Raw genomic sequence first — 25,659 nt, 5'->3', positions numbered from 1 at the left:
AGCCCAAGGGCCAACCATTTGACCGAACCAGAGTGACTGGAATGTACGAAATCGACAGGTGCGCACTCGGCGAAACCTGACCCGCGAGACGCGAGCGAATCTGCAGGACGCGCATCCTAGCACAGCCTGACAGCTCTACGTCAGGCCGACCCCGGCGAGTTGTGAATAAAGATGCTGACAATTGCCGTGAGAATTGTCCGGAACTGAACTGCGACATCTCGCTGTCGTCAGATAATCCGAGATCACCGTTCCAGGCCCTTGACTCTCGGGGCCCATCGACAAGAAGGAAACCACCATGAAGCTTCTACGTGTTGCCGCCCTCCTCGCACCTTTGGCGCTGGCTCTTCCGATCAGCGCTCATGCCGCCATGGATGCGAACACCAAGACCACCTATATGAATGAATGCGCCGCCGCAGCGACTCAAAATAATCCCGGCATGGATACCAATGCAGTCAAGGCGCACTGCGAATGTGGCGCACAGCAGATCAACAAGAATTTCTCGGACAAGGAAATTGCGTCACTGAATGACAAAACGACGCCTCCGAGTACCGAAATGACCGCTCGACTGCAAAAAGCCGTGAGCGAAAACTGCCTGAAGGGCAAAAAATAAAAAATTTACATTCTGCAGTCATGGGTCAGAGGCATTGGGTAGGCAATGCTCCGCGCAACCTTCTGAAGCCCTCGCCGTTCGTGGGCTTCAGCCACTTCAAAGGCATGAGAAGGCTTCAGTTGAGCGCCGGTGACCCGGCTGATCCCACGCGAATTTTCCCTATATATTTGCGGCACTGGCGCAAAGTTCTAATCGAAAAAGTCCAGCATCGACACAATTCGACTATGATAGCCCCCGTGTGCCCAGTTGGCCTGAGCAGCACAGCACTACTGAATATTATGTTTCTGGAGATACACCATGTCTAATCGCCAAACCGGCACCGTAAAATGGTTCAACGATGAAAAAGGCTTCGGCTTTATCACTCCACAGGGTGGCGGTGACGACCTGTTCGTACACTTCAAGGCTATCGAATCCGAAGGTTTCAAAAGCCTGAAAGAAGGCCAGACTGTTTCCTTCGTGGCTGAGAAAGGCCAAAAGGGCATGCAAGCCGCTCAGGTTCGCGCGGAGTAATCCGAGCGCGCTAAAAAAAACCCGTCTCTGACGGGTTTTTTTATGCCTGCAAACAACCTGGGCGCCATCAGCCGCAATTTACGCGGGTTACCGTGGCGCCTTGGTCTGTATTGAGGTTCAGTCGGTCGGAGCGATACTCCAGAGTCACCATGTCGTCTGGCCCCAGCACCCTGGCCGTCTGGGCACCCGCTTTCGCCCGGGCCTGATCGAGCAACGCAGGTGAAGCTGGCTTGCCGACCGCGAACTGTGCCGCGGCCGCATCACAACGGGACTGGCTGGAGTCTGACGTCGCCGCGCCTTTGGCGGGGGATGAAGACTCTGATGCAGTGCTGCATCCCGCCAGCAGCGCCACTGCCAGAATCAATCCCGATGATGCATATTTCCAGGGCATACGAACTCCTTACGTTTAACGAAAACCAGAACTCCTGCGACAGCGTCATTACGTCTTGGTTTCGCAGGTCCCAGGCAGAACACGCCCTTGGACGATGTCGGGATGCGCAGGAGTCTGCCCGAGCCCGATGCTCAGCGGGCAAACAAATCGTCACAAAACGTTAGCCATTTTGTGTACTCATTGCCCACATTGAACGTCATGCCTAAGTCGCAGTGCGTAATGTTGACCGGGATGCTTTACTGCACGCCCGCCCAGGGGTAACCCGCGCGTGAGGGCAGCGCCAACACCTATTTCGCAGAGGAACGATTCACCATGGCACTCGTGTCCATCGATGCTGATATCAAGGCCAAGTGGTCGCAAGGGCAATGCGCCCATAGCCCTGGCAGTCCTGAAGAACTGGCAATCATTGCAATCGATTTGCTGGTGAAGGAACTGGGCACTGAAAGCGCCCAGAATTTCATGAACCAGGTATTTCTGCGCTACTCGACCGAGGTATTGAGCAGCGCATAATTGGCGTTATTTGAGCCGTGCCAGACGCTGCGTCAACAGGTCGAAGAACCCCTGCGCATCGCCGTTCTCGACCCAGAAAACATTTTTAGGCTGTCCCAGCGTGTCATACCAGTCGGCCACGGTCTGACCGAAGCCTGGCCCCTCCCGGCTGTCAATCGCCACGTTGATCAGCCTGCCACTAAACAATTCCGGTTTCAGCAGCCAGGCAATCACACTCGCATCGTGCACCGGTCCACCCGGCAAACCGTAATGCACCATATCGGCCTTGACGTACTCGTTGAGGATACTGCTGACCAGTTTGCCCGCTTGATTGTTCAGCCCCTCTATCCGCTGAATACGCTGATCGCTGGTGAGAACCTTGTGCGTCACGTCCAGCGGCACGTAAGTCAGCTTTACGCCACTGGCCAATACCACTTTGGCGGCATCCGGATCAGCGTAAAGATTGAATTCAGCCACTGGCGTGATGTTGCCACCGTTGAAGTGTGCCCCGCCCATGACCACCACTTCCTTGATGCCCTGCGTGATCTCCGGTGCCTGAATCAACGCCAGCGCGAGGTTGGTTTGCGGCCCGAGCATGGCGATGGTGATGCTGTGGGGCTCGGCCTTGCTCAGCGTGTCGATCAGATACTGCACCGCGTTACCGTCGGCGAGCCCCTTTTTAGGCTCATGGACGTCGACGCCCGGCAGGCCTTCCTTGCCATGGATGTTTTCGGCGTAGATCGGTGGTCGTACCAACGGCCTGCCTGCCCCTGCATAGACCGGAACCTCTTCACGCCCCGCCCACTCCCGGGCCAGACGCGCATTACGTGAGGTCTTGTCGATCCGCACGTTACCGGCGACGGTGGTGATCGCACGGATGTGCAGTTCTTCCGGTGACGCCAGCGCCAGCAGCAGCGCGACCACATCGTCTGCCCCTGGATCTGTGTCGATGATCAGGTCGCGTTTTTCGGCGGCGTGGGCAGCAGTGGAAAAGATGGCCAACAGTGCAATGCTCCTGATCAAGCGAAGGAGAAAGTGACGGCAAAGGTGCATAGGAAACTCCCTGTTTCGTGAATGTGACGCGAATCGCCAGCGATCAGAAGACCACGCCCGCGATCAACGCCACGTTGGTGTATGGCTGGCATTCGCCCGTGCGCACGACGGCCCGGGCGTTGCGACTCAGTTGTTTCAACGCATCGTGACTCATCAGCCGCTGTTGCCCCAAGTGTCCCGCGGCATTGAGCTGATCGATGACCGACAGGGCCGGGGGCTGCTTATCCCGCATTTCATCAGCGATGACGTGGCTTTCGACCTGCATTTCCGCCAGCACCGTGTTCAGCACACTGACGAAATCCGGCACGCCGTGCGTGACCGCCAGGTCGATGAGCTCTACACCGGGCGGGACAGGCATCCCCGCGTCCACGATCAACAGCACATCCCCATGCCCCAGGGACGCGACCACGCGGGACAGTGCGATATTAAGCAACGGTGTTTTCTTCATGGTTGATAACTCTGAACGTCGACGACGGTGGGTATGGAAGGCTGGGCGCCTGAACGCGTGACCGACAGTGCCGCTGCAATCTGTCCGAAACGGATGGCGTCCGACTCGGATTTCCCTTCAGCCAACGCAGCCGCGAAACCGCCGACGAATGTGTCGCCCGCCGCCGTGGTGTCGACCGGCTGGACCTTGGGCGCCGGGAAGTGCTGAGAACGGGCCTGACTGGCAAACAGCGCACCCTGCTCGCCCAATGTGACGATCACTTTCCCGACGCCCGCCTTCATCAACGCCGTGGCGGCGGCATCGGCACTGCCTACGCTGTCGACCGGCAAGCCTGTCAACGCGGTGGCTTCGCTTTCGTTCGGGATCAGGTAGTCAATCCAGCCGTACCATTCTGCGGGCAAGGGGCCACTGGCTGGAGCCGGGTTGAGGATAACCGTCTTACCCAGTTCGCGACCCCGCTTGAGCACATACCCCACCGTCGTCATCGGGACTTCCAACTGGCAGATGATGACATCGGCCTGGCTCAAGAGCGTGTCGAATCCGTCGACCACCGCCGAAGTCACGTGTCCATTGCCGCCGGCCACGATGACGATTGCATTCTGGCTGCTGTCATCGACCACGATCAAAGCCACCCCCGTGGACTCGCCCTCGATCCGGGTCACGGCCTGGCAATCGATCCCTTCGGCCAGCAGCGCTGAACGCAACTCTTCGCCATACGCATCGCTGCCCACGCAACCGATCATGGCCACGCTGGCCCCGAGGCGGGCTGCCGCCACTGCCTGATTGGCGCCCTTGCCCCCAGGCACGGTCACGAACGACTGGCCGGCAAGTGTTTCACCCGCTTTCGGCAGCCTTGGCGCTCGCGTGACGAGGTCCATATTGAGACTGCCCACTATCACTACTTTTGCTTGCATGACGTTGTACTCTTCCATCCGGACCCTTCGATCCGGCTCAGCGAAACTCATTGAATGCGTTGGTGGGCGGCGCTGTGGATTCGCGCAATACGATGCTCGGCGCCACGATCATCCGCTGCACCGGACTGTCGCCCCGTGCCGAAATTCGTCGCAGCAACACTTCAGCGGCGCGTTCCCCCAGTTGCAGAATCGATTGTCCGACCGTGGTCAGCGCAGGATAAACGTACTGGCTCATCTGGATGTCGTCGAAACCGATGACCGACAGATCCGCTGGAACGCGCACATTGCGCTCGGCCGCCGCACGCAACGCGCCGATGCCGACCATGTCGTTGGCCGCGAAAATCGCCGTGGGGCGATCACCGTCCAGCAACAGGCTCGCCGCCTGGTAACCGCTGGGACCGGTGAAGTCGCTCTCGACTACCCAGTTGTCAGGCACGTTCACGCCGGCTTCCTGCATCGCCCGGTGATAACCGGCGAGACGCATCCGCGCGACGCTGGTTTCAGCCGGACCACAGATACAAGCAATGTGGCGATGCCCCAATTCCAGCAAATGCGAAGTGGCGAGATAGGCGCCCAACTCGTGATCGATTCGCACCAGATCGGCACTGATGTTTTCCAGATCCCGGTCGACAATGACCATCGGGGTGCGCACCGACGACAAACTGTCGACAAGGCTGTCACCCCCGCCGACCGACGACACGATGAGGCCATCGACCCGCTTTTCCAGCAGCACGCGTAAATAATTGCGCTGCTTCTCCAGGTTGTCGTCGGAGTTGCAGAGGATCACGCAAAAACCGTTGCGCTCGCAGAAATCCTCAATGCCCCTGGCCAGTTCGGCAAAGTACGGGTTGATGCCGTTGGGAATCAACAAACCGATGGTCGCGGTGGACTTGGCCTTCAATGAGCGGGCGACGGCACTGGGCACATAATCCAGCTGCGCGATTGCCGCCTCGACTTTCTTGCGGACCTCGTCACTCACCGGCCGTGTCCGGTTTACGACATGGGACACCGTTGTGTAGGAAATGCCGGCAATGGCGGCCACGTCTTTGATGGTGGCCATATCAGCCGCGCCGCCGTGCGCGGTTGCTGCGGTAGGTGTCGAGCACGACGGCCACGACGATCACAGCGCCGGTGATGATGCGTTTGGTGGGCTCGGTGGCGCCAATTTGCGCAAGGCCTGCCGCCAACACCGAGATGATCAGAACACCGAAAAACGTGCTGATCACTGACCCACGCCCGCCCATCAGGCTGGTGCCGCCAATCACCACCGCCGCGATGACCTGAAGTTCGAGGCCCGATCCGGCATTGGGGTCAGCCGCTTCAAGACGGGAAATCTGGAACAAGGCAGCGACACCTGCCAGCAGTCCCATCAAGGAAAAGACCAGAATCTTGTACGGCTTCGGATTGATCCCTGCCAGACGCACGGCTTCTTCGTTCGTCCCGATGCCGATCAGGTAGCGGCCGAAGACCGTTCGGGTCAGCACGGCCTGGGCGGCAAAAATCACGATCAACGCGATGACGAACGAAGGCGAAATGCCGAACGCGAAGGGATTGGACAGCCAAGCGAAGGAATCGCCGATGTACGCCGTGCGCGAATCCGTCAATTGGTACGCGACGCCGCGCGCCATTTCCAGCACACCCAGCGACACGATGAAGGACGGAATGCGCCAGGCCACGGTGATCGAGCCGGTCACAGTGCCCGCTACTGTTGCGCACGCAATGCCGAGCAGCGCGGAAGGCAACACGCCCCAGCCCCACCCCAGCATGGCCACGCTCACGGCGGAAGCAGCCAACGCCAGCACCGAGCCGACAGACAGGTCGATACCGCCAATGATCAGGATGAAGGTCATGCCAACAGCCAGCACCATCAGATCCGGGATCTGGTTGGCCAGCGTGCTGAAGGTTTCGTAAGACAGAAAATGATCGCTGAGAAAGGAGAACAGCACGATCATCGCCAGCAAGGCGCCCGCCAGGCCGAGGTACGTGCCGAGGCCGAAATAATTGCCGGTGCGCTTGCCCGGCGAAGGCAGAGCGGCAGGAGTAGTCGAGGTTTTCATCAGTCGTTCCTGGGCGCGGCTTCAGAGAGCAGCGCATCACGTTTTTGGTAGCCAGCGAAGGCCGCGGCGAGCAGTTCGTCCTGGGTCCAGCTGTCGCGCTCGAACGTGTCGATCAACCGACCGGCCGACAACACGCCGATGCGATCACAGATCAACATCAGCTCACGCAAATCGCTGGAGACCACCACCAATGCCCTGCCCTGTCGGGTCAATTCGCCGAGCAGCGCGTAGATGTCGAACTTGGCGCCCACATCGATCCCTCGCGTCGGCTCGTCGAACAGCATCACTTGGCAGTCGCGCTCCAGCCACCGGCCGATGACGACTTTCTGCTGGTTACCACCCGACAGCTCCGAAACCAGTTGCGTTGGGCTGGAACTGCGAATGCGCATGGCTTCGACCTGACGTCGGGCCAGGGCCATTTCGGCGTTGCCGTTGACCACGCCACCATTGGAAATCGCCTCCATGTTGCCCAAGGCGATGTTGGCGCTGATGGACTGCGACAACAGCAGACCTTCGCCTTTGCGGTCCTCGGTAATGAGCGCGATCCCGTGACCGACGGCGTCCACTGGCGAGCTGACGCGCACGGTTTGCAAAGGGCTGCCCACCTGGATGCTGCCGCTGTCGGCGGTGTCCGCGCCATAGATCAGACGCAACAGTTCAGTGCGGCCTGCGCCAATCAGCCCGGAAATGCCAAAAATCTCACCGGCGCGGACATCGAAAGAAACATCCCGCACTTTGTCCGAGCGGCTGAGGCCTTTGACTGAGAGGGCCACGCCGCCAATCTTGCGCTCGCCAAGGTCGATGTGTTCGCCCAACTCGCGCCCCACCATGAGCGTGACGAGTTGTTCGCTGTTGTAATTGGCCATGGCATCGACACACACGAGCTTGCCATCGCGCAGCACGGCGATGCGCTGAGCGACACGGGCCAACTCTTCCAGGCGGTGAGAGATATACACGATGGAAACGCCGCGATCCTGCAGCCGGGTAATCTGCTCGAACAACATCTCCACTTCACGGGCCGTCAGCATCGCGGTCGGCTCGTCGAGAATCAGCACATGGCAATCGCCGATCAGGTTGCGGGCGATCTCGACCATTTGCTGATGACCAATGCCCAATTCACCGACCAGGGTGTCGGGATCAATGGCCTCGAGACCCACTTGCGCCATGGCCTTGATCGAGTCTTCGCGCAATTTTTTGCGGTTGATGAACCCGGCCCGACTGGGCAGGTTATCGAGAAACAGATTTTCAGCGACCGACAGCGTCGGCAGCAGATTGAGTTCTTGCATGACCATGCGCACGCCCAGTTTTTCCGCTTGGGTGCGGCTGGCCGGTGCATAGGGTTGCCCCTGAAACTGCATGTCACCTGTGGTCGGGGTAACCAGTCCACCGATGATTTTCGACAGGGTGCTTTTGCCCGCGCCATTTTCACCAGTCAGCGCCAACACTTCCCCGCGCAGCAGCGTCAGGTCGATGTCGCCGAGGACAGGTTGGGCGTAGGTTTTGCCGATGTTGCTGACAGACAGAACAGCGGCCTGAGCAGACGCTGACATAACGCTCTCCATGCGCCCGCTCCCGGTGAGGAGCAGGCGGTATGTACGGATGATTGACGGGTCGGGCTTATTGCGGCTTGGTGACCAGCTCGACCGGGGTCTCGATCACACCGTCCTTGATGTCGAGCTTGTCGCCCTTGATCATCTTCAACGCGGTGTCGATGCCGAATACAGCCTGACGCGCAGCAAACTGGTCAGCGGTAGCGAGCACTCGACCGTCCTTGAGCATCGGCTTGATGGCGTTGATGTTGTCATAGCCCACGACCTGCACTTTGCCCGCCTTGCCTGCGGCACGTACCGCCGACACTGCACCCAGCGCCATGCTGTCGTTACCGGCCAGCAGGGCTTTCAGGTTCGGGTATTCGTTGAGCATGGCCGAAGCGACGGCGTTGCCCTTGTCGATTTCCCAGTTACCCGATTGCGTGGAAACGATCTTCATCTGTGCAGCGTCCATCGCGTCCTTGAAGCCCGCGGTGCGTTGCTGCGCGTTGGTGGTGGTCGGCACACCTTCGATGATCCCGACCTGATCGCCCGCCGTCAGTTGCTTGGCGAGGTAGTCACCCACCAGCTTGGCGCCCTTGCGGTTGTTCGGGCCTACGAACGGCACTTCGATGCCTTTGCTTTTCAGCACGTCCGCGTCGAGCTGGTTGTCGATGTTGACGACCTTGATTCCCGCTTTCATGGCCTTGTCGATCACCGATGCCAAGGCCTTCGAGTCAGCGGGTGCGATCACCAGCGCGTCGACTTTCTTGACGATCATCTGGTTGACGATGTCGATTTGCGCGGCCGTATCAGACTCGTTCTTGATGCCGTTGGAGATCAGGTCGAAATCAGTGGAATGTTGTTTCTGGTACTGCTTCGCCCCGTCTTCCATGGTCAGGAAGAACTCGTTGGCGAGGGATTTCATCACTAGCGCGACGGTGGGCTTTTTGGCGTCGTCAGCGTAGGCAGAAGAGAGAGGCAGGGTTACCGCACTGGCGGTGAGCATGGCAACAGCAAGAAGACGTGCAGCGAATGGCAGCTTCATGGAATCACTCCGACATTATGATTATTGTATCGGCATCGTCCGCGAGGTCAGGGTACACCCGGCCAATCGCAAACGTTTGCGTGAACGAAACTATGAGAATGGTTGCATCGTTTGTCAACAGCCTGAACCCTGGCGACAGGCTTTTTCAGATTTGCCCTACAACCGCCGGATGGATTATTCCCGTTCACAGGCCACGATTTGATGGCTTAAGCGTGCGCAATTCCGCATTAAATACGCTATTTAGTCCGCTGCACCCCTCAATGCTGCGCTAATATGACGGCGATCTGACATCGCGCATCGCCAATGTCGCTGTCACTCACATAAGAACGTCGTTGGAGTGGAAATGATAGACCCGGCCGTACAGAACACCCTCGCAGAGCAAGGCAACGACCCTGCTTCGGATTTCATCCAGTCGATGATTTCCGCCTTACCCGGTGTGGGTCCTGTAGGAAAAAGCCGCGCAGCTCACCGGCAGTGGTATGAATCGCTGTCCGAAGAAGATCAAATGAAAGTCCGTGACAAGCTGCGAGAAGAAATTGCCAAGGTCAGGGAGCAATTCGGCCGTCGCTCCAACGCCGTGTCAGCGCAATCCGTCAGGCTCAGAGACCACGGCTGATCCGCGGCCCTCATCTTGGGTTTAGACCGATCGCCTAAACCCCATCAGGCCTGATCGCCCCTTTCGGTCAGGCTCTGTTCAATCCTCCTTCTTCACCGTCGCCACTTCATCGGCACGCACTCTGACCGTTTTGCCAGAGATGTCTTTGAACTCATAAAACCCGTCAACACTCTTGGTCTTGGGCACATCCTCGGTGATGTATTGCGTGCCGTTCTGCAACGTGACCACGGTGGCGGTCGAACACCCCGCCAACGCTACGCAACCTACGAGCGCCAAGGACAGCCCCAACCCTCTGATCTTCATGCCGACTCCTCTATTTTTCCAGGTCATTGCGAACCGATTCGCCAATAGGGACTCTGATCGACGCAATCGCTTTTGGTTCGCGAAAAAAAGAATTGGTCGGACAAATCAACGACTTGGGTTGCGATGAATATTCTTCTTACTGCACGGTTGCGAAACTTCCCACACTGAAATACTGTATGCACATACAGCTAAAACAAGGGATCACTCTCGTGTCTACCACCGCCGCTACAGCCCCTGCGCCGTACGAACGTATGGCCATCCGCATTCAGAAAATCATCAATGCCCCGACCGCACAGAAATCGCGCTCTGCCCTGATCTTTCGCCTGGCCGACGAACTCGAAGAGGACTGGAATCAACTGCTTGAGGAGATCGCCGAGAACGACAACGTGACCCTCGCATGGCGTGATGACGGTGGCGTGCAGATTTTCTGGACAGTGCCCAAAGAGGACTGAGCTGACCTGACACCTCTTGCAGCCACATACCCGCCCTATCGGCGAGTCACAACTGTGCCTCGCCCCGCGCTAATCAGCCCGTAGTTGGATTCAATGCTCAGACTTTTCGTGTCATGCCTCTTGCTTATCTCCTCCCTGCAAACCGCACTCGCCGACGTCAACATCGGCACCTGGAACCTGGAGCACCTGAGTGTGCGGCCCAACAAGGATTTCCAGAGCATCGCTAAAGTCGCGAAAAACGTGGACTTTCTTGCGGTGCAAGAACTCATGAACGAAGACGCACTGAACACCCTCGCCAAGGAACTGACCCGGCAGACGGGTAAACACTGGAGCGCGATGGCGTCACACGCGGTGGGTCGATCGACCTACAAGGAAATGTACGGTTTCGTCTGGCGTGATGACATCGTGGCCTACGAAGACGGCGCAGTGACTTATCTGGATCGCGGCGACACCTTCGAACGCGAGCCCTACTCCGCCCGCTTCCGATCGCTCAAGGACGACACGACCTTTGTGGTCGCCACGGTGCACATTCTCTACGGCAAGAATCAGGCTGACCGCGCTTCGGAAATCACCGCGCTGTCCAGCTACTGGGCGTGGTTGAAAGACACGTACCCTGGCAACAACCAAATCATGTTGATGGGCGACTTCAACACGCCGCCGAACGCACCGGCCTGGAGCAACCTGGACGCCAGCGCGAAGCCATTAATGCTGGAGGGTGCCTCAACGCTGTCCACCACCGACGGCAAATTCGCGAACCTTTACGACAACGTCTTCGTGAGCAGGCAATCCGCGATCAAGGCCAGCGAGATCAAAGTCTTCAAATATCCAGAGTACCTGGGGATGACCAACGCAAAAGGCCGTGACAGCGTGTCGGACCATGCCCCGATCTTCTTCCGCGCCAGCTTCACGGGGGGCCGTCAGGTGGCAGCATCTGCGGCGCCGAGCTCATCCTTGCCGAACCCGATGAAACCGGCGTCGCCGGATTCCAGCGGAAAAAACTTGACCGTGGCGATTCGCGGGAACAAAAAAACCATGATCTACCATCGCCCGGACTGCCCGTCATACAACTCGGTTTCAGAGAAGAACCGTATCGACTTCGCCAACGCCGCCGCTGCTGAAGCCCAGCATTATCATTTGGCGGGCAACTGCCGCTGATAGACACCTCGTCGTGAAGGGCGCGCCTGATATCAGGTGGCGCCCCTGGCCTGGCTTATCGACGTGCCAGATCGTGCTGGATGCAGCCGTCATAATACGTTTGCTTGACGGCTGCCGGTTTCAATCGCGATGGACTCTTATACGTCTGTTCGGTGATGCCTAGCGCCATTTTGCGCATCCAGGGTTGAGAAAACTTCTGTGCCTGAAGCTTCCGGCGCTGGCTGTATAAAGTCTTCCCGGACAGCTTCGATTGCTGCGCGACGCCAGCCATACCCGCTCCCCATTTACATACTTGTACGTCCTGCTTACTGACAGTACGCGCTTGTACAGGGAGTGCCGCCATCATCAAAACAAAGGCCGTCACGCCCAGTCCCATCTTTCGCATACGCCCTCGTCCCGGAATCACTTGAAAGAAAAGGATTTTTCCAGAAAACCCACGCCCTGCGGGCCATCAGATTGCCTTTTTTATGCGGGAAGGCTTCTGTTGGCTCTACGGTCGCTGCCCACCGGGTCACTGTCGCTCTTCGTACACCCAAAAGCGCATGGATTTGAGGCCATGCATCGCATCAAGGGCACATGGACACTCAAACAGATATGGCACATGGCCGCTTATCGGCGAGCGATTCAAAATGCCATGAAACAATGCAATTCTCTCTCGGTCGGTAGCCATTCGCAGCTGCAGAAGGCTACTCGTCTCAGGCAGAGAACACGCATTACGATCCATGGCCGGAATCCTGTTTTTTTGCAGCCTGTATCGATCTCGAAATGAAGTGACAGCACCGCTGATGCATTCCGCGGACACCCTGTCAGGTACATAAGGACGTACTCAATTTCAGACCGGCGTACTCGACGCCCAACAGGCCCATGACGATGAATGATTCCAGGGATTTTGAAATTCATTACCGTTTCCGAGGCGAACCCCGGCACTTCTGCCACCATGCCAGTCACTTGTGTGAAAGCGAGGCGTTGCACTTTGCGACCTTGCACGCGGGTGTGGGCAATCTGGATGGCGGTGTCGCTGCGGGCCCCATGCGTTTGGCCATGCTCTATGCCGAAGGGCTGGGCGTGACTCAGGTTCAGTGGAAGCGAACCTGACGCCACAAATCTCCAAACAAACCGCGAATCAAGTGGTCGGTATTTACTGCAGCGCTCATTAAATCAGCAACGCGAGGTAAATATGTCCATTGATAACGCGCTTAAACACGAGGTTCTGACTCGACTCTTGCACGCCCACCCTGCGGGTTTGGGGAAAGAAGTTCTGGACAACTATCGAGGGGAAAACGCGGTTGCGGATACCCTTGAGCATTTGCAGAAAGCCGGCTTGATTCACCACGGCTGTGTCGACAGCCCGGCAAAAGGTGAGCGAACGCTCAATTACCCGGTGAAGTTGAGTTCCGCTGGCGTAGAAGCCGCCAAGCAGCTTTGACCTGAATACCGTCGGTATCGAAAAGGGGGGAATGCTGGTGTTCTCCCCAAGTGCTGCAGACCCGATCATCCATGAGCCGGTCGGGCAGCAGCACTACAGGGGAACGAGAAGAATCCTACAAGCTGCGTCTGTTTTCAGTCACTCAGACAATTGTGACTTAATTAGTCGAACAAGCCGCATCAAACCGCTTGATAATCGCCCGTGCCGTCCGGCCAGGGCGTCAGCAACTCAAAACCCGTTTCAGTGACCGCCACCATGTGCTCCCACTGTGCGGACAGCGACTGATCACGGGTCAACACGGTCCAACCGTCGCTCAACACATGGGTGCCCGGCTTGCCGGCGTTGATCATGGGCTCGATGGTAAAGACCATGCCCGGTTTGAGCTTGAGCCCTTTGCCTGCTGCGCCATAGTGCAAGACCTGAGGCTCTTCGTGGTACTTACGGCCGATGCCATGGCCGCAATACTCCCTCACGACGCTGAATCCCTCACGGTGGGCAACGGTTTGAATGGCGTGGCCGATATCGCCCAGCGTCGCGCCCGGTTTCACCGCGTGAATACCCGCCAACGTCGCTTCGTAGGTGGTTTCGACCAGATGTTTCGCCAGCGGGCTGACTTCACCCACGTAATACATCCGGCTGGTGTCGCCGTACCAGCCATCCTTGATGACCGCCACGTCAATATTGACGATATCGCCTTCCTTGAGGATGTCGTCTGCTGATGGGATGCCGTGACAAACCACCGTGTTGGGCGAGATACAGGTGGTCTTGGTGAAACCGTGGTAACCCACATTGGCCGGGATGACTTTCAGTTCATTGACGATGAAATCGTTGCAGATGTCGTCCAGCGCTTCGGTGCTGATACCGGGTTTGACGTGCTGACCGATCATGGCGAGCACGTCTGCGGCGAGACGACCTGCAATGCGCAGTCCGACCAGATCGGCTTCGGTCTTGATACTCACGCTCATTGCGACACCACCCTGACCTGAGTCTCTGCGGCTGCATTTTCATCAGGCAAGGCACCCAATAAGGTATTTCCGGAGACCTCGGCGCGGATCAGCAATTGACAGATATCGGAGTAGTTCAGCCCCGGATTGAGCTCAGCGAGCATGCCGACCCGCATCCAGTGCTCGGCCTGGGCATTGATTGAGCGGCTTAGCGCGGCGCTGGCCGAGCGAATATTGGCGTGCATCTGTTCGGAAATCTTGACCAGTCCCATGACTTACCTCGCGTTCGATATACGAAGCATATATGTTTCATATATTTTCACGCAAGCCGCAGAACTGTTCTCGCATTACGCCGACGCTTGGGCAGCCGCATCCATCGCACATTCCGAGAGCGACGTCGCCAGCTGAGAAATGGCCTCCTGATCGTCCTCGCTCAGAGCGCGGTAGTGAGTGATGATCGCGCGCTCGGCGTCATTCAACGATTCAGCCGCCATGGGCGTACGCTTGCCGGAAAGAACGTAAAGTACGTCAACGCCCTTTTTATCCAGCGCAGCCAGGTAGTCGGACCGGGGAATGCGCTCTCCGCTCTCGTATTTCCCTTGAGCATTGGCTTCAACGCCCCCGACGGTGCCGAATTCCTGTTGCGAAAGTCCGAGGCGTTTGCGTTCTTCTTTCAGGCGTGAACCAAGATCTTTCATAAACGCGGGCCTCGTATGTGACTGTGTCTAAACCAAGACCCCATTGGTCGAGGGGAGTTGCGAATCACCCGACAATTGTTCAAGCTTCGCGCTTTTCGGCTCAAGGAAACGCTCGACGCGGCCGATAACTCGGATGGACAGCTTGTCATTGATGTGGCAACCCGATTCTTGCAGTTCGGAGTACCAGACGTGATTACATTTTTACTGGGTTGGTGTGCCGTTTCAGTCGTGGGAACGGTGATCGCAGTCGGTCTCATCAGAGCGGGCAAGAAGCGCCAGCCCGAAGTCGATGACGCGCGCGCCACCGAGCCTGTTCCTGTCGCTACGCCTGTGTCCTACGACCGCTAAGCCGTCCTTCGTTCTGCGTCACGCAGCGCTCGAGGCGAATGCTCACTCCACGGCACAATGCGCCTGTTCACCTGAGTAGGACAACGGGCCTGTCGCAAAGCCCATCTGCTCCAGGCCAATGCTGAACTGGCGGACCCCTGCCGCCAGCGCCAGAAAATCCTCACGCTGCATCTCGTTGCCCCAAACGCTGCTGAACGACGCTTCGCGCACCTGAGAGGGTTGGGCCTTGGCCGGGAAAGCCAGGGTGGTTTCGGCTTGATTCATTTGCATGGTCGATCCCTCTTCACTAAACACTGTGTGGATATACAGTATTTTCTTGGGCAACCAAACGCAAGCCTTGATTCGACGAGCGGTCGTCTTTGAAACGAACCGCGCGTTGACGCGAAACGGTCAGACCCCGGCGAGTCCCTTGAGACGCTGGAGATCTTCGGCCGCGAGAACGATGCCTTCCGCGAGCGATATTTCCCGCTGCTGATAACGGCGATCCCCCGGCATGCGCCGCTGCCCCACCCCATACATCTGTCTCACCAGCTCTTCGCTGCGTTGCGCGAAGGCCTGTCCGCTGCCCTTGTCAGGGTCGATGACGATGACGGTTTGCCCAGTCCACGGCGTCTGGGCGCCCGGCTTTGTGGACATGTCAAACTCGAAAGAAAAATTGCCCCCCGTGAGCGCCGCTGACAGCAGTTCCACCATCATGGACAGCGCCGAACCCTTGTAACCCCCAAAGGGCAGCAGCGCGCCGCCGTCGAGAATCGCCTTGGGGTCTTCGGTCGGTTCACCGGCGCGATCAACGCCCATGCCCGGTGGCAACAGGCGCCCTTCCCTTGCGGCGATCTGCACGTCACCGTGGGCAATGGCGCTGGTGGCCATGTCGAACACAATCGGCTGCCCCCCGGCACGCGGCGCCGCGAAGGCAATCGGGTTGGTGCCGAAGAGCGGCTTTTGCGCATCATGGGGCACCACGCAGGTCATGCTGTTGACCACGCTCAACGCCACCAGCCCTTCTTGGGCGAAAGGCTCGACGTCGGGCCAGAGCGCCGCAAAATGGTGGGAGTTGCGGATCGCCAGAATCGCGATCCCGGCCGTGCGCGCCTTTTCGATCAGCAGCGCCTTGGCGGCTTGCATGGCGGGCTGTGCGAAACCGCCACCGGCATCCACCCGAACGAATCCCGCGCCAACATCCTCGACGTTCGGCACTGCCTGACCATCGACCCAACCGGCTGCGAGGGATGACAAGTAGCCTTTGATGCGGAAGATGCCGTGACTGTGCGACCCGTCGCGCTCGGCGCTGGCGCAGTTTTCCGCCAGCACGCGCGCTACGTCTGCCGAAGTGCCATGGCGCAGAAATATCTGGCGCAGGAGTTCGGTCAGGTCGCTGTAGGAAATCGTCTGGGTGTCAACCGCGTCGCGGGGTGAGGACATCTGAAGCTCCGGTGTGATTATCGGAAGTGGAAGCCGAACAGAACGTAGATCAGCGCCTGAGAGTACTGTGGGCGAGCAACCGGGTAAACTGCGCACCTGCATCTTCCCCCTCGTTCGCTTCAACTGATCAAGGATCATTCCATGGAGTGTCAGACCCTCGTTCTCGGCGCCGGCATCGTCGGCGTGTGTTCCGCCCTGCACCTGCAAGCCGCAGGCCAGAGCGTCGTGTTGCTTGATCGCAATGACCCTGGCACCGGGACCAGTCACGGCAACGCAGGGCTGATCGAACGCTCCAGCATCATTCCCTACGCCTTCCCCCGCGAGTGGACGAGTCTGGTTCGCTATGGCCTCAACCGGCAATCGTCGATGCGCTTCAACCCGGTGTTTCTGCCTCGCCTGTCGCCGTGGCTGCTTGAGTACTGGCGGCAGTCCTCGCCGGAAAACCTGGCCCGTGCCAGCCAGGCCATGCAACCGCTTATCGAACGTTGCGTCACCGAGCATGACCTGTTGGCGGAGGCGTCGGGCATGACCGGCTTGATGCGCGCCAAGGGCTGGATCGAGTTTTACCGCGATCAGAAGGAGTTCGATCTGGCATCCGCTGACGCCCGATCCTACGAGCAATACGGACTGCGCTTTGAGATTCTCGACGCCAGCCAACTGCGCGACCGCGAGCCGGACCTGAACGGCGTTGTCGGCGGCATTCATTGGCACGATCCGAAGAGCGTGACCGATCCTGGTGCACTCGTGCAGGGATACGCGGCGCTGTTTGCCCAGCGCGGCGGCGTGGTGCTCAAGGGGGATGCAAGGACCTTGAAGCAACAGGGCGCTGGTTGGGAGGTCGACAGTGCGGAGGGCCGAATCAGTGCCAGCAACGTGGTGGTGGCGATGGGGCCGCAATCCGCCGAGGTCTTCTCGACGCTGGGTTACCGCATCCCCCTGGCCATCAAGCGCGGCTACCACATGCATTACGCATCGCTGCCGGGCGCCGAGCTGCGACATTCGGTGATCGATGCTCAGGCGGGTTTCGTGCTGGCGCCGATGGCGAGAGGAATCCGCCTGACAACGGGCGTCGAGTTCGACGCCAGCGATGCACCGCCCAATGAAATCCAGTTGCGTCGCTGCGAAGCCATTGCCCGTACGCTCTATCCGCTGGGTGAACGGCTGGATGCCGAACCGTGGCTGGGGCGCAGGCCTTGCCTGCCAGACATGCGCCCGGTAATCGGCCCGGCCCCTCGTCACACGGGGCTGTGGTTCAACTTCGGTCACGCCCATCACGGGCTGACGCTGGGACCGGTCACCGGACGCCTGCTGGCCGAGATGATGACCGGCGCACCGACGTTCACTGACCCGGCCCCTTACAGCCCCGCGCGCTTTCGGTAACGGTTCAGCTCAGCCGCTTCTGGAAGAACAGGCGCTGGTGCCCTGGCGGGTAATCGTCGAGCTGGCCGAACGAGGCGTAGCCGTGTTTGCGATAGAACTCGGGGGCCTGAAAGTCGAAGGTGTCCAGCCAGACGCCCACGCAGTTGCGCTCACGGGCAAAGTCTTCGGCCATTTCCATCAACCGGCTGCCCATCCGCTGCCCACGGGCCTGCTCGGGCACGACCAGCAGTTCGATGAAGCACCAGCGATAGAGAACCCGGCCGTGAAGCCCGCCGATCACTGCGTCGGTGGTTTCATCCCTGACAAAGAACGCGAACTTTTCCGACAGGCCATCCCCCGCTTTCGCCGCGTTGTAGGCCTTGAGGGGTTCGAGTATCTGCAGACGTTCGTCTTCGCTGGGGTTGCTCTTGAATTCGATTCGCACGCTCATGCGTCGCTTCCTGCTGACATGGAAAAGGAACGCAAGGGTGTTGGATTTGGCGGAATGAGTAAAGCGGCGGCAAACAGAGGGAGCCGCCGAATGGGGCTCCCGGGTGGACGGGATCAGTCTTTCTGATCGCGGAGGATGTTGCCGGAGGTGCCGTCGATGCGGAATTCGTACGTCAGGCTATCGGCCTTGCGGCCTTCACCTTCCCAGTACCCTTTGTCATCGGCCTCGATCTTGTAAATCTCCGTGTAACCGGACGACTTCGCCTTTTCGATGGCCTTCTCGATGGTGATCCAGCCTGGGCCAGGCTTGTCCGCGAGGGCGAACGGGGCAGTGGCCAGAGCGGCGGTGGCGAGGACGGCAGCGGTAAGTGTCTTGATCATTTTTGAACTCCATTTCCCTTTGCGGGCTATTGACGTGCAGGGGGTTGGAGTCGGTCGAAAGACGGATGGTTCAGGCGAGGTTTTGTAACGGGGTGCTGCACGGCGACCGGCGAACATCATCCTGGGATGACGACCGCCGGGAAGCCGGTGTTGCAGGAAGCCACATCAATCAGCGCTTGACCTTGCGACGCAGAATGCCGTTCAGCACCACGACCACCACGGCGACAAAAATGGCAATGTACTGGAATTTTTTCTCGTCGAGCACGCCAATGGTTTGCAGGTGCGACAGGCCGAGCATGATCACCAGCACACTCAAGGCGATGAGGATCGAATAAATCAGACGCTGTTTGTTGGTCATTACGGAGGTTCCTGAAAACGGGTCTAGATCGTTTGCACTGCCGCAAACGCGCCCGACATCTTACGCCGTCACAAAGGTGATAGCACCCTGGGCCTGCGCCTTTGATACTGCGGCGAAGCGTCTCGGTGACTGAACCCTGTCACTTTGCCGTGGTTTAATACCGGCAGTTTACGTTCCAGAGTGTGTAAAAACGTCACGAGCGAAGATGAGGCAAGGCAAAAACAGGCGAAAAAGCGGAGTCTAGGTGTTCTAAATGAGCATTTTTCGCCTGTTTTTAACGCAGCATCATCGAGCGCAGTAGTTTTTACACAGTCTGGTTCGCTGTTCGCATTTCCTCGTCGTTGAAAGGAGTCCCCAATGCCCCATGAAGGCAGCCTGTTGCAGGCCGCAGTCGTGTTTCTGCTCGCCGCCGTTCTGACCGTCCCCCTGGCCAAGCGCCTGCAACTGGGCGCGGTGATCGGTTACCTGATCGCTGGCGTGATCATCGGCCCGTCGGGTCTGGGCCTGATCGGCAACCCGCAGAGCGTGGCGCATATTTCCGAGCTGGGCGTGGTCCTGCTGCTGTTCATCATCGGCCTTGAGCTGTCGCCCAAACGGTTATGGGTGATGCGCAAATCAGTGTTCGGCGTGGGTCTGGCGCAAGTGCTGCTCACGGGTCTGGTGATCGGCACTGTGGCGCTGCTGGGATTCGGCCAGCCGCTGAACAGCGCCGTGGTCCTCGGCTTGGGTCTGGCCCTGTCGTCCACGGCCTTTGGCCTGCAGAGCCTGGCCGAACGCAAAGAGCTGAACGCGCCCCACGGCCGCCTGGCCTTCGCGATTCTGCTGTTCCAGGACATCGCGGCCATCCCGCTGATCGCATTGGTGCCGATGCTGGCGGGCGGCGATCACGAAGCGTCGTCCGGCGATTCCCTGCGTCATGGTTTGCAGGTGCTGGGCGGCATTGCCGTGGTCGTGGTCGGCGGGCGGTATTTGCTGCGGCCGGTGTTCCGCATTGTCGCCAAGACCAAGCTGCAGGAAGTGTCCACGGCCACCGCGTTGCTGGTGGTGATCGGCACGGCCTATTTGATGGACCTGGTCGGCGTCTCGATGGCGCTGGGCGCGTTTCTCGCCGGTCTGCTGCTGGCGGATTCGGAATACCGCCACGAGCTGGAATCGCAGATCGAGCCGTTCAAAGGCCTGTTGCTGGGCCTGTTCTTCATCAGCGTCGGCATGGGGGCCAACCTGGGTCTGTTGCTGAGTTCGCCAATCACCGTGCTGGCCCTGACCGTTCTGCTGATCGGGCTGAAGCTGCCGCTGCTGTTCTTCGTTGGCCGGTTCGCCGGGGGCCTCGGCAAACAGAGCGCCTTGCGCCTGGGGCTGGTGTTGGCGGCGGGCGGGGAATTCGCCTTCGTGGTGTTCAAGATTGGCCGCGACCAAGGCCTGTTCGATGCCACGCTGTACGACACGCTGGTGCTGACCATCACCCTCTCCATGGCCCTCACCCCGCCGCTATTGCTGGTGATGTCACGCTGGCTCAAACCCAAAGCGGTGGTCAAGGAAGTGCCTGATGAATACAGGGACATCGATTCGGACAACCCTCGCGTCGTGATCGCGGGCATGGGCCGGATGGGGCAGATCGTGGCGCGTATCCTGCGGGCGCAGAAAATCCCTTTCATTGCGCTGGACACTTCGGTGGAGACGATCGAGTTCACCCGCAGCTTCGGCAATGTCCCGGTGTTTTACGGCGACCCGCTGCGTCCGGAAATCCTCCGCGCGGCCAAAGTGGATCAGGCGGAATACTTCGTGATCGCCACCGACGACCCGGACACCAACATCAAGACCGCCGAGCTGGTGCGCAAGCTGTACCCGCACCTGAAAATCATCGCCCGGGCCCGTAACCGGCAGCACGTGCATCGCCTGTTGGACCTCGACGCGCAGGCGGTTCGGGAAACCTTCTATTCCAGTCTGGAGATGACTCGCCGCACCCTGATTGGCCTGGGCTTGACCGAGGCGCAGGCGGCGGCGCGCATCAATCGCTTCAAGCGTCATGACGAACAGGTGCTCAACCGTCAGCACCTGATCTACGACGATGCGGCGAAGGTCATGCAAAGCGCACTGGAAGCCCGAACCGAACTGGCCGAGCTGTTCGAGTCCGACCGCATGGACGAAGAAGCCGAACTGGCGGCCAGCAAACCCTGACTTCGTCCTGCGCTGAGTCGGCTAACGGCTCAGCGCGACGACGAACTCCAGAAAGGCGCGCACCTTGGCCGGTGGCAGATGGCGGGACGGGTACAACGCATACAGCGGGAAATACTCGTCCGGCCAGTCGGGAAACAGCTCCACCAGTCGCCCCTCCCGAAGCGCCGGTTCCACGCCCAACGCCAACACTTGCGCCACCGCCTGCCCTTCCTCGCAGATGCGATGCATCGTTCCCACGTCGTTGACCATCAACCGCCCACGCGTGTTGACGAACAATCGCTCATCACCCCGATGAAATTCCCACGGAAACGGACGCCCGGTGTGCGAGTCGCGAAAATCGATGCACACGTGTTCAGGGCTCTGCAGATCGATCGGGTGCTGCGGCGTGCCGTGCTTTTTCAGATACGCCGGGGAGGCGACGGTCAACACCCTCGTTTTCAGCAATTGGCGACCGATCAGCGATGACGAGGGCTGCTCCCCGAAACGCACGGCCAGGTCGACGCCGTCCGCGATCAGATCGCCCAGTTGCTCGCGGGTCACCAGGTCCAGTTCCAGCTCAGGATAGGTGGCCATGAAGTCGCCCAATGCCGGGGCCAGAATCAGCCGGGAGAAATACGGATCGACGTTGACCCGCAAACGCCCGCGCACGGCCGTGGCGCTCCCGGACGCCTGGGTGGCCGCCTCTTCGAGCCCGGCCAGCAGCGGCGCAATCTCTTCGTAAAGTCGGCGGCCCTCATCGGTCAGCTTGACCGAGCGCGTGGTGCGGTCGAACAGCCGAATCCCCAGCCGCGCTTCCAACCGGGCCACTGCGCGACTGACACCGGATTGGGTCATGTCCAGCGCTTCGGCGGCCTTGACGAAGCTGCCGCTGTCGACCACCGCCGACAGCACGCCCATGCCACCGGCCAAACGTCCGTCGAAACTCATTAATGATTCTCCAGCATGGATGCAATGACACCCATGCTATCGGAGAATCAAACCGCCCGACGCGATAATTCTCGCAACGGCGACATCAGGTCGCTCCGAATGAGGAAACAGATTCATGTACACGATCATGGGTGTGACCGGGCAAGTGGGCAGTGAAGTGGCGCGCAATCTCCTGGCAGCGGGCAAACCGGTGCGTGCGGTGGTGCGCAGCGCGGAGAAAGGTCAGGTGTGGGCGAATCAAGGATGCGAGGTTGCGGTCGCCGATGTGGACGACGTGTCGGCGTTGACCACTGCCTTTCAGAACAGCACCGCGGTGTTCATCCTGCTACCGCCGAACTTCTCGCCCACCGAAGGCTTTCCGGAAACCCGCAAGGTCATCGCCAACCTTCACGAAGCACTGACCATGGCGGCCCCCGGCAAAGTGGTGTGCATCTCCACCATCGGCGCTCAGGCGACGCAGCCCAATCTGCTGAATCAGCTGCAACTGCTGGAGAAAAGCCTGAGCACGCTCGAACTCCCGGTGACCTTCCTGCGTCCGGGCTGGTTCATGGAAAACTGCCTGTGGGACGTGGCGCCTGCGACAGAAACCGGTGTGATTCCCAGCTTTTTGCAGCCGCTGGACAAACCGGTGCCGATGATTGCCACGGCGGACGTCGGACGTGTTGCCGCCGAGCTGTTGCAGGAACAGTGGTTCGGCAAGCGCATCGTCGAGCTGGAAGCTGAAAGTCACGTCACGCCGAACCAGATCGCCGACACCTTTAGCGAACTGCTGGGCAAGCCGGTGTCGATGCAGGCGGTGCCCCGCGACACCTGGCATGACCTGTTTACCTCGCAAGGCATGAGCAATCCCCTGCCGCGCATGCAGATGCTCGACGGCTTCAACGAAGGCTGGATTCGCTTCGAAGGGCTGCCACGCAAGGGCCATGTGACGCTGAAAACCGTGCTGGCCGGGCTGTTGGCGCGCTAAGTGGCGATCAGGCCTCCCGCGAGTTTTTCACGTTTTCGATGAAGCGCGTGACCGCGGGTGCCTTTTCGTAGCGGCGGTGGATCAGCGACAGGTATGAGGTGGGCTGACAGTCTTCGATGCGTCGATACAGCACGTTCGGCAACTGGATGTGATCGACCACCGATTCCGGGACCACCGCCACGCCTTGCCCCAGGCTCACCAGCGCGACCACGGACACCAGACCGCCCGGTTGAGGCCCCAGGGTCGGCGCAAAGCCGCCTTGGGCCGCCACTTCCAATGTCCCGGAAATCTGCTCGGGCAGAATGAACGTCTCGTTTTGCAGGTGCATCGCGTTGATCAGCTTGAGCTTGCTGAGCCATGACCCGCTCGGCAGCGCCAGGGCAAACCCTTCGGTCAGAAGCTTCACAGCGCTGACCGACTCCGGCAGGTTCATGGGCGAACGAATGAAGCCCACGTCCAGCCGCCCTTCTTCAATCATCCTCGGCAACGCCGGCATCAGGTGTTCAGTGATCGCGAACTCGACGTCGGGATGCCCTTGGCGAAACGCCCCCACCTGACGCTGCAACACGCCCGAAAACACGGCCGAAGCGACGTACCCCAATTCGATCTTTCCCGCTTCGCCCCGTCCGGCCCGCTGCACGTTGTATTGCGCGGTCTCGAACTGACGCACTGCGAGTTCGGCCTCGATCTGCAAGGCGCGGCCTGCGTCGGTCAGACGAACCTCCCGCTGCTCGCGGACGAACAACCGTGTGCCCAAGGCGCTTTCGAGATCCTGAATCTGCCGCGTCAACGTCGGCGGCGCGATGCCCAGTTGCTCGGCGGCACGGGTGAAATGACGGTGCCGGGCAACAGCGAGGAAGTAGCGAAAATGACGGATTTCCATGGCACGTTACCTGGCAGGTAATTGATTCGTGGGAGGCAGGTAACGAAGCATACGCCTTTCGGCGATATTCTGAATGTCACCGCCCCCCGGCATCTGCGCTGCCGCTAGCAGGCCTCTCCGCTAGATGGGGGCGCGCTCAGTCAGAAACATACGGATCGTGCCCCGAATGTCGCTCACTGAGCATTAGTCAAAACCTAACACTGGAGCTGCCATGCCTCATCCCAGCCCCCGCATGACCCTGCTCACCGCTTCCGGCGTGTGCTCGCTGATCGTGCTCGATACCAACATCGTCGCCGTGACCCTGCCGAGCATCGCCCGAGACCTGGGCGCCGGGTTCGCCGACATTGAATGGGTGGTCAGCGCCTACATGCTGGCGTTCGCCGCGTTGCTGCTGCCTGCAGGCAGTCTGGCGGACCGCTTCGGACGCAAGAAAATGCTGCTCACCGGTTTGGTGCTGTTCATCCTCGCATCAGTCGGATGTGGCGCCGCGCCGAACATCGTCTTTCTCGACATCGCCCGGGCGGTCAAGGGCGTGGGGGCCGCGCTGCTGTTGACCTCGGCACTGGCCACCATCGGCCACGTGTTTCACGACGAAGTGGAACGGGCCAAGGCCTGGGCGTTCTGGGGCGCGTGCATGGGGGTGGCGATGACGGCTGCGCCCACCGTCGGCGGTTTGATCGCGGAGCTGGTGGGCTGGCGCTGGATTTTTTACCTCAACCTGCCGGTCGGTCTGCTGTTGCTGGCGATGGTGTTGCGCAACATCGGCGAGTCGCGTAATGAGCAGTCGGCCCGTCTGGACCCCATCGGCAGCCTGTTTTTCAGTGCCAGCCTGTTGAGCCTGATCTGGGGTTTGATCGAAGCCAACCGCATCGGTTGGGACAACCCGTTGACCTTCGCCCGCCTGACTGGGGGCGCATTGTTACTGGGCCTGTTTGTGGTCGCGGAGCGCTTGCAGCGTCGGCCCATGGTGGATTTGCAGTTGTTCAGACACCCGCGCTTCATCGGCGCGTTGCTGGGCATGTTCGCCTACGCCGGGTGCGCTCAGGTGATGATGACGCTGCTGCCGTTCTATCTGCAAAACGGCCTCGGTTTCAGCGCCATCAGCTCGGGCCTGGGCATGTTGCCGTTTGCGATCACCATGCTGCTGCTCCCTCGATTGGGGCCAAAACTGGCTCGGCACCTGTCGCCTGCCGCGATGATGGCGTTGGGGCTGACACTGGTCAGCACCGGCAACCTGCTGTGCGCCTGGGCCACCACGCTGGGGGGTTATCCGGCCTTCGCGCTGGCCATGGCGGTGACCGGCGCTGGCGCCGGACTGCTGAACGGTGACACCCAGAAAAACATCATGGCTTGCGTGCCTCGGGAGCGCACCGGCATGGCGTCGGGCATGAGCACCACCATGCGGTTCAGCGCGATCATGCTGGCGGTGGGCGTCTACGGCGCGCTGCTCGCCAGCCATACCTTGAAAACGTTGAACCCGAGCCTGCGCAACCTTGCGCCGGAATGGCTCGACCAGTCCGAATACATCGCGTCTCGCGTAGTGGCCGGTGACATGAGCGCCGCGTTGCAGGCTGTCGACACGGGCGCCCGCGCCGTGGTGCAACCCTTGGCGCAGCAGGCGTTCGTGACAGGCTTCGGCTCGGTGTTGTGGGTCGCCGGGTGCATCGGTCTGGTGGGCGCGGTGTTGGTGGGCACCCTGATGCGCAAACCCATCCCGGCCCTGCAACTCAATCCCGCCTGATC

32 protein-coding genes are annotated in these 25,659 nt (G+C 59.8%); 12 read left to right on the top strand and 20 right to left on the bottom strand.

Features of this window, described 5'->3' with window-relative positions:
* Positions 1-295 precede the first annotated feature (295 nt).
* Positions 296-610: a hypothetical protein gene (locus GVN17_RS19390; protein WP_166596874.1), complete on the top strand. Its 315-nt coding sequence runs from the start codon at positions 296-298 to the stop codon at positions 608-610.
* Positions 611-907: 297 nt separating this feature from the next.
* A complete protein-coding gene (locus GVN17_RS19385; protein ID WP_166596873.1) occupies positions 908-1,120 on the top strand; it encodes a cold-shock protein in 213 nt (70 codons plus the stop codon).
* A gap of 67 nt (positions 1,121-1,187) precedes the next feature.
* Here GVN17_RS19385 and GVN17_RS19380 read toward each other — a convergent pair whose 3' ends face one another.
* Complete coding sequence (locus GVN17_RS19380) at positions 1,188-1,511, bottom strand: I78 family peptidase inhibitor (protein ID WP_166596872.1); 324 nt, start codon at positions 1,509-1,511, stop codon at positions 1,188-1,190.
* Between the two features lie 312 nt (positions 1,512-1,823).
* Between GVN17_RS19380 and GVN17_RS19375 the strand changes: the two genes are divergently transcribed.
* Positions 1,824-2,021: a hypothetical protein gene (locus GVN17_RS19375; protein WP_166596871.1), complete on the top strand. Its 198-nt coding sequence runs from the start codon at positions 1,824-1,826 to the stop codon at positions 2,019-2,021.
* Between the two features lie 6 nt (positions 2,022-2,027).
* Here GVN17_RS19375 and GVN17_RS19370 read toward each other — a convergent pair whose 3' ends face one another.
* The 7 genes from GVN17_RS19370 to GVN17_RS19340 all read right to left on the bottom strand — a co-directional run bounded on the left by GVN17_RS19370 (position 2,028) and on the right by GVN17_RS19340 (position 9,049).
* Entirely contained in the window at positions 2,028-3,053 is a 1,026-nt protein-coding gene (locus tag GVN17_RS19370) for a nucleoside hydrolase (RefSeq protein ID WP_166596870.1), read from the bottom strand.
* 43 nt (positions 3,054-3,096) lie between these two features.
* Positions 3,097-3,501, bottom strand: coding sequence for a D-ribose pyranase (gene rbsD / locus GVN17_RS19365; RefSeq protein WP_166596869.1), 405 nt, complete (start codon positions 3,499-3,501; stop codon positions 3,097-3,099).
* A complete protein-coding gene (rbsK, locus tag GVN17_RS19360; protein ID WP_166596868.1) occupies positions 3,498-4,415 on the bottom strand; it encodes a ribokinase in 918 nt (305 codons plus the stop codon). Before rbsK ends, rbsD begins: the two co-directional genes overlap by 4 nt.
* A 37-nt stretch (positions 4,416-4,452) precedes the next feature.
* Complete coding sequence (locus GVN17_RS19355) at positions 4,453-5,475, bottom strand: LacI family DNA-binding transcriptional regulator (RefSeq protein ID WP_166596867.1); 1,023 nt, start codon at positions 5,473-5,475, stop codon at positions 4,453-4,455.
* 1 nt (position 5,476) lies between these two features.
* Positions 5,477-6,472: an ABC transporter permease gene (locus GVN17_RS19350; protein ID WP_166596866.1), complete on the bottom strand. Its 996-nt coding sequence runs from the start codon at positions 6,470-6,472 to the stop codon at positions 5,477-5,479.
* A complete protein-coding gene (locus GVN17_RS19345) occupies positions 6,472-8,022 on the bottom strand; it encodes a sugar ABC transporter ATP-binding protein (RefSeq protein ID WP_166596865.1) in 1,551 nt (516 codons plus the stop codon). The genes GVN17_RS19350 and GVN17_RS19345 overlap by 1 nt, the downstream gene beginning before the upstream one ends.
* A gap of 67 nt (positions 8,023-8,089) precedes the next feature.
* The gene (locus GVN17_RS19340) at positions 8,090-9,049 is read right to left on the bottom strand and encodes a sugar ABC transporter substrate-binding protein (RefSeq protein ID WP_166596864.1); all 960 of its coding nucleotides are present in this window, start codon (positions 9,047-9,049) and stop codon (positions 8,090-8,092) included.
* Between the two features lie 343 nt (positions 9,050-9,392).
* On the opposite strand from GVN17_RS19340, the gene GVN17_RS19335 reads away from it, so the two are divergent.
* Positions 9,393-9,665, top strand: coding sequence for a hypothetical protein (locus GVN17_RS19335; RefSeq protein ID WP_166596863.1), 273 nt, complete (start codon positions 9,393-9,395; stop codon positions 9,663-9,665).
* Positions 9,666-9,743: 78 nt separating this feature from the next.
* On the opposite strand, the gene GVN17_RS19330 is transcribed toward GVN17_RS19335, so the two are convergent.
* A complete protein-coding gene (locus GVN17_RS19330) occupies positions 9,744-9,968 on the bottom strand; it encodes a YgdI/YgdR family lipoprotein (RefSeq protein WP_166596862.1) in 225 nt (74 codons plus the stop codon).
* A gap of 176 nt (positions 9,969-10,144) precedes the next feature.
* Here GVN17_RS19330 and GVN17_RS19325 point away from each other — a divergent pair, with 176 nt between their 5' ends.
* Positions 10,145-10,420 carry a DUF1654 domain-containing protein gene (locus GVN17_RS19325; protein WP_166596861.1) on the top strand — a complete coding sequence of 92 codons (276 nt, stop codon included), beginning with the start codon at positions 10,145-10,147 and terminating at the stop codon, positions 10,418-10,420.
* Between the two features lie 120 nt (positions 10,421-10,540).
* The gene (locus GVN17_RS19320) at positions 10,541-11,575 is read left to right on the top strand and encodes an endonuclease/exonuclease/phosphatase family protein (protein ID WP_166596860.1); all 1,035 of its coding nucleotides are present in this window, start codon (positions 10,541-10,543) and stop codon (positions 11,573-11,575) included.
* Between the two features lie 55 nt (positions 11,576-11,630).
* Here the strand turns inward: GVN17_RS19320 and GVN17_RS19315 are convergent, their stop codons facing one another.
* On the bottom strand, positions 11,631-11,960 hold the full coding sequence (locus tag GVN17_RS19315) for a hypothetical protein (protein WP_178115744.1): 330 nt from the start codon (positions 11,958-11,960) through the stop codon (positions 11,631-11,633).
* Between the two features lie 485 nt (positions 11,961-12,445).
* On the opposite strand from GVN17_RS19315, the gene GVN17_RS19310 reads away from it, so the two are divergent.
* Positions 12,446-12,670 carry a DUF6555 family protein gene (locus GVN17_RS19310; protein ID WP_166596859.1) on the top strand — a complete coding sequence of 75 codons (225 nt, stop codon included), beginning with the start codon at positions 12,446-12,448 and terminating at the stop codon, positions 12,668-12,670.
* Positions 12,671-12,752: 82 nt separating this feature from the next.
* Positions 12,753-13,001 (top strand): hypothetical protein, encoded by a 249-nt coding sequence (locus GVN17_RS19305; protein WP_166596858.1) that lies wholly within the window; start codon positions 12,753-12,755, stop codon positions 12,999-13,001.
* Positions 13,002-13,180: 179 nt separating this feature from the next.
* Here GVN17_RS19305 and map read toward each other — a convergent pair whose 3' ends face one another.
* From map to GVN17_RS19280, 5 genes are all read right to left on the bottom strand, one after another.
* Positions 13,181-13,966, bottom strand: coding sequence for a type I methionyl aminopeptidase (gene map, locus GVN17_RS19300; RefSeq protein WP_166596857.1), 786 nt, complete (start codon positions 13,964-13,966; stop codon positions 13,181-13,183).
* Entirely contained in the window at positions 13,963-14,217 is a 255-nt protein-coding gene (locus GVN17_RS19295) for a ParD-like family protein (RefSeq protein WP_166596856.1), read from the bottom strand. The genes map and GVN17_RS19295 overlap by 4 nt, the downstream gene beginning before the upstream one ends.
* Positions 14,218-14,292: 75 nt before the next feature.
* Positions 14,293-14,643 carry a helix-turn-helix domain-containing protein gene (locus tag GVN17_RS19290; protein WP_166596855.1) on the bottom strand — a complete coding sequence of 117 codons (351 nt, stop codon included), beginning with the start codon at positions 14,641-14,643 and terminating at the stop codon, positions 14,293-14,295.
* A gap of 390 nt (positions 14,644-15,033) precedes the next feature.
* A complete protein-coding gene (locus GVN17_RS19285) occupies positions 15,034-15,261 on the bottom strand; it encodes a hypothetical protein (RefSeq protein ID WP_166596802.1) in 228 nt (75 codons plus the stop codon).
* A gap of 120 nt (positions 15,262-15,381) precedes the next feature.
* The gene (locus tag GVN17_RS19280; protein WP_166596854.1) at positions 15,382-16,413 is read right to left on the bottom strand and encodes an Ldh family oxidoreductase; all 1,032 of its coding nucleotides are present in this window, start codon (positions 16,411-16,413) and stop codon (positions 15,382-15,384) included.
* A 141-nt stretch (positions 16,414-16,554) separates the two neighbouring features.
* Between GVN17_RS19280 and GVN17_RS19275 the strand changes: the two genes are divergently transcribed.
* Positions 16,555-17,793, top strand: coding sequence for an FAD-binding oxidoreductase (locus GVN17_RS19275; protein ID WP_166596853.1), 1,239 nt, complete (start codon positions 16,555-16,557; stop codon positions 17,791-17,793).
* A 4-nt stretch (positions 17,794-17,797) separates the two neighbouring features.
* On the opposite strand, the gene GVN17_RS19270 is transcribed toward GVN17_RS19275, so the two are convergent.
* The 3 genes from GVN17_RS19270 to GVN17_RS19260 form a co-directional block, all read right to left on the bottom strand.
* On the bottom strand, positions 17,798-18,223 hold the full coding sequence (locus GVN17_RS19270; protein WP_166596852.1) for an N-acetyltransferase: 426 nt from the start codon (positions 18,221-18,223) through the stop codon (positions 17,798-17,800).
* Positions 18,224-18,336: 113 nt separating this feature from the next.
* Positions 18,337-18,603 (bottom strand): PepSY domain-containing protein, encoded by a 267-nt coding sequence (locus GVN17_RS19265; RefSeq protein ID WP_166596851.1) that lies wholly within the window; start codon positions 18,601-18,603, stop codon positions 18,337-18,339.
* Between the two features lie 169 nt (positions 18,604-18,772).
* Positions 18,773-18,961, bottom strand: coding sequence for a hypothetical protein (locus tag GVN17_RS19260; protein ID WP_166596850.1), 189 nt, complete (start codon positions 18,959-18,961; stop codon positions 18,773-18,775).
* A gap of 357 nt (positions 18,962-19,318) precedes the next feature.
* On the opposite strand from GVN17_RS19260, the gene GVN17_RS19255 reads away from it, so the two are divergent.
* Positions 19,319-21,139: a monovalent cation:proton antiporter-2 (CPA2) family protein gene (locus GVN17_RS19255; protein WP_166596849.1), complete on the top strand. Its 1,821-nt coding sequence runs from the start codon at positions 19,319-19,321 to the stop codon at positions 21,137-21,139.
* A gap of 21 nt (positions 21,140-21,160) precedes the next feature.
* On the opposite strand, the gene GVN17_RS19250 is transcribed toward GVN17_RS19255, so the two are convergent.
* Positions 21,161-22,066: a LysR family transcriptional regulator gene (locus tag GVN17_RS19250; protein WP_166596848.1), complete on the bottom strand. Its 906-nt coding sequence runs from the start codon at positions 22,064-22,066 to the stop codon at positions 21,161-21,163.
* Positions 22,067-22,181: 115 nt separating this feature from the next.
* On the opposite strand from GVN17_RS19250, the gene GVN17_RS19245 reads away from it, so the two are divergent.
* Complete coding sequence (locus GVN17_RS19245; RefSeq protein ID WP_166596847.1) at positions 22,182-23,033, top strand: NmrA family NAD(P)-binding protein; 852 nt, start codon at positions 22,182-22,184, stop codon at positions 23,031-23,033.
* Between the two features lie 7 nt (positions 23,034-23,040).
* Here the strand turns inward: GVN17_RS19245 and GVN17_RS19240 are convergent, their stop codons facing one another.
* Entirely contained in the window at positions 23,041-23,916 is an 876-nt protein-coding gene (locus GVN17_RS19240) for a LysR family transcriptional regulator (RefSeq protein ID WP_166596846.1), read from the bottom strand.
* A gap of 211 nt (positions 23,917-24,127) precedes the next feature.
* Between GVN17_RS19240 and GVN17_RS19235 the strand changes: the two genes are divergently transcribed.
* The gene (locus tag GVN17_RS19235; RefSeq protein ID WP_166596845.1) at positions 24,128-25,657 is read left to right on the top strand and encodes an MFS transporter; all 1,530 of its coding nucleotides are present in this window, start codon (positions 24,128-24,130) and stop codon (positions 25,655-25,657) included.
* The last annotated feature ends 2 nt before the right edge of the window (positions 25,658-25,659 follow it).

The sequence above is a fragment of the Pseudomonas sp. SLFW genome, assembly GCF_009905615.1.
GTDB lineage: Bacteria > Pseudomonadota > Gammaproteobacteria > Pseudomonadales > Pseudomonadaceae > Aquipseudomonas > Aquipseudomonas bambusae.
The sequence above is the reverse complement of the archived record's forward strand: the minus strand, read 5'-3'. Positions and strand labels throughout refer to the sequence as shown.

Excerpts from the sequence above, each read along its gene's own strand:
- GVN17_RS19390 (WP_166596874.1), top strand. The coding sequence starts at position 296 with ATGAAGCTTCTACGTGTTGCCGCCCTCCTCGCACCTTTGGCGCTGGCT.
- GVN17_RS19385 (WP_166596873.1), top strand. The coding sequence starts at position 908 with ATGTCTAATCGCCAAACCGGCACCGTAAAATGGTTCAACGATGAAAAA.
- GVN17_RS19380 (WP_166596872.1), bottom strand. The coding sequence starts at position 1,511 with ATGCCCTGGAAATATGCATCATCGGGATTGATTCTGGCAGTGGCGCTG.
- GVN17_RS19375 (WP_166596871.1), top strand. The coding sequence starts at position 1,824 with ATGGCACTCGTGTCCATCGATGCTGATATCAAGGCCAAGTGGTCGCAA.
- GVN17_RS19370 (WP_166596870.1), bottom strand. The coding sequence starts at position 3,053 with ATGCACCTTTGCCGTCACTTTCTCCTTCGCTTGATCAGGAGCATTGCA.
- rbsD (WP_166596869.1), bottom strand. The coding sequence starts at position 3,501 with ATGAAGAAAACACCGTTGCTTAATATCGCACTGTCCCGCGTGGTCGCG.
- rbsK (WP_166596868.1), bottom strand. The coding sequence starts at position 4,415 with ATGCAAGCAAAAGTAGTGATAGTGGGCAGTCTCAATATGGACCTCGTC.
- GVN17_RS19355 (WP_166596867.1), bottom strand. The coding sequence starts at position 5,475 with ATGGCCACCATCAAAGACGTGGCCGCCATTGCCGGCATTTCCTACACA.
- GVN17_RS19350 (WP_166596866.1), bottom strand. The coding sequence starts at position 6,472 with ATGAAAACCTCGACTACTCCTGCCGCTCTGCCTTCGCCGGGCAAGCGC.
- GVN17_RS19345 (WP_166596865.1), bottom strand. The coding sequence starts at position 8,022 with ATGTCAGCGTCTGCTCAGGCCGCTGTTCTGTCTGTCAGCAACATCGGC.
- GVN17_RS19340 (WP_166596864.1), bottom strand. The coding sequence starts at position 9,049 with ATGAAGCTGCCATTCGCTGCACGTCTTCTTGCTGTTGCCATGCTCACC.
- GVN17_RS19335 (WP_166596863.1), top strand. The coding sequence starts at position 9,393 with ATGATAGACCCGGCCGTACAGAACACCCTCGCAGAGCAAGGCAACGAC.
- GVN17_RS19330 (WP_166596862.1), bottom strand. The coding sequence starts at position 9,968 with ATGAAGATCAGAGGGTTGGGGCTGTCCTTGGCGCTCGTAGGTTGCGTA.
- GVN17_RS19325 (WP_166596861.1), top strand. The coding sequence starts at position 10,145 with ATGCACATACAGCTAAAACAAGGGATCACTCTCGTGTCTACCACCGCC.
- GVN17_RS19315 (WP_178115744.1), bottom strand. The coding sequence starts at position 11,960 with ATGCGAAAGATGGGACTGGGCGTGACGGCCTTTGTTTTGATGATGGCG.
- GVN17_RS19310 (WP_166596859.1), top strand. The coding sequence starts at position 12,446 with ATGAATGATTCCAGGGATTTTGAAATTCATTACCGTTTCCGAGGCGAA.
- GVN17_RS19305 (WP_166596858.1), top strand. The coding sequence starts at position 12,753 with ATGTCCATTGATAACGCGCTTAAACACGAGGTTCTGACTCGACTCTTG.
- map (WP_166596857.1), bottom strand. The coding sequence starts at position 13,966 with ATGAGCGTGAGTATCAAGACCGAAGCCGATCTGGTCGGACTGCGCATT.
- GVN17_RS19295 (WP_166596856.1), bottom strand. The coding sequence starts at position 14,217 with ATGGGACTGGTCAAGATTTCCGAACAGATGCACGCCAATATTCGCTCG.
- GVN17_RS19290 (WP_166596855.1), bottom strand. The coding sequence starts at position 14,643 with ATGAAAGATCTTGGTTCACGCCTGAAAGAAGAACGCAAACGCCTCGGA.
- GVN17_RS19285 (WP_166596802.1), bottom strand. The coding sequence starts at position 15,261 with ATGCAAATGAATCAAGCCGAAACCACCCTGGCTTTCCCGGCCAAGGCC.
- GVN17_RS19280 (WP_166596854.1), bottom strand. The coding sequence starts at position 16,413 with ATGTCCTCACCCCGCGACGCGGTTGACACCCAGACGATTTCCTACAGC.
- GVN17_RS19275 (WP_166596853.1), top strand. The coding sequence starts at position 16,555 with ATGGAGTGTCAGACCCTCGTTCTCGGCGCCGGCATCGTCGGCGTGTGT.
- GVN17_RS19270 (WP_166596852.1), bottom strand. The coding sequence starts at position 18,223 with ATGAGCGTGCGAATCGAATTCAAGAGCAACCCCAGCGAAGACGAACGT.
- GVN17_RS19265 (WP_166596851.1), bottom strand. The coding sequence starts at position 18,603 with ATGATCAAGACACTTACCGCTGCCGTCCTCGCCACCGCCGCTCTGGCC.
- GVN17_RS19260 (WP_166596850.1), bottom strand. The coding sequence starts at position 18,961 with ATGACCAACAAACAGCGTCTGATTTATTCGATCCTCATCGCCTTGAGT.
- GVN17_RS19255 (WP_166596849.1), top strand. The coding sequence starts at position 19,319 with ATGCCCCATGAAGGCAGCCTGTTGCAGGCCGCAGTCGTGTTTCTGCTC.
- GVN17_RS19250 (WP_166596848.1), bottom strand. The coding sequence starts at position 22,066 with ATGAGTTTCGACGGACGTTTGGCCGGTGGCATGGGCGTGCTGTCGGCG.
- GVN17_RS19245 (WP_166596847.1), top strand. The coding sequence starts at position 22,182 with ATGTACACGATCATGGGTGTGACCGGGCAAGTGGGCAGTGAAGTGGCG.
- GVN17_RS19240 (WP_166596846.1), bottom strand. The coding sequence starts at position 23,916 with ATGGAAATCCGTCATTTTCGCTACTTCCTCGCTGTTGCCCGGCACCGT.
- GVN17_RS19235 (WP_166596845.1), top strand. The coding sequence starts at position 24,128 with ATGCCTCATCCCAGCCCCCGCATGACCCTGCTCACCGCTTCCGGCGTG.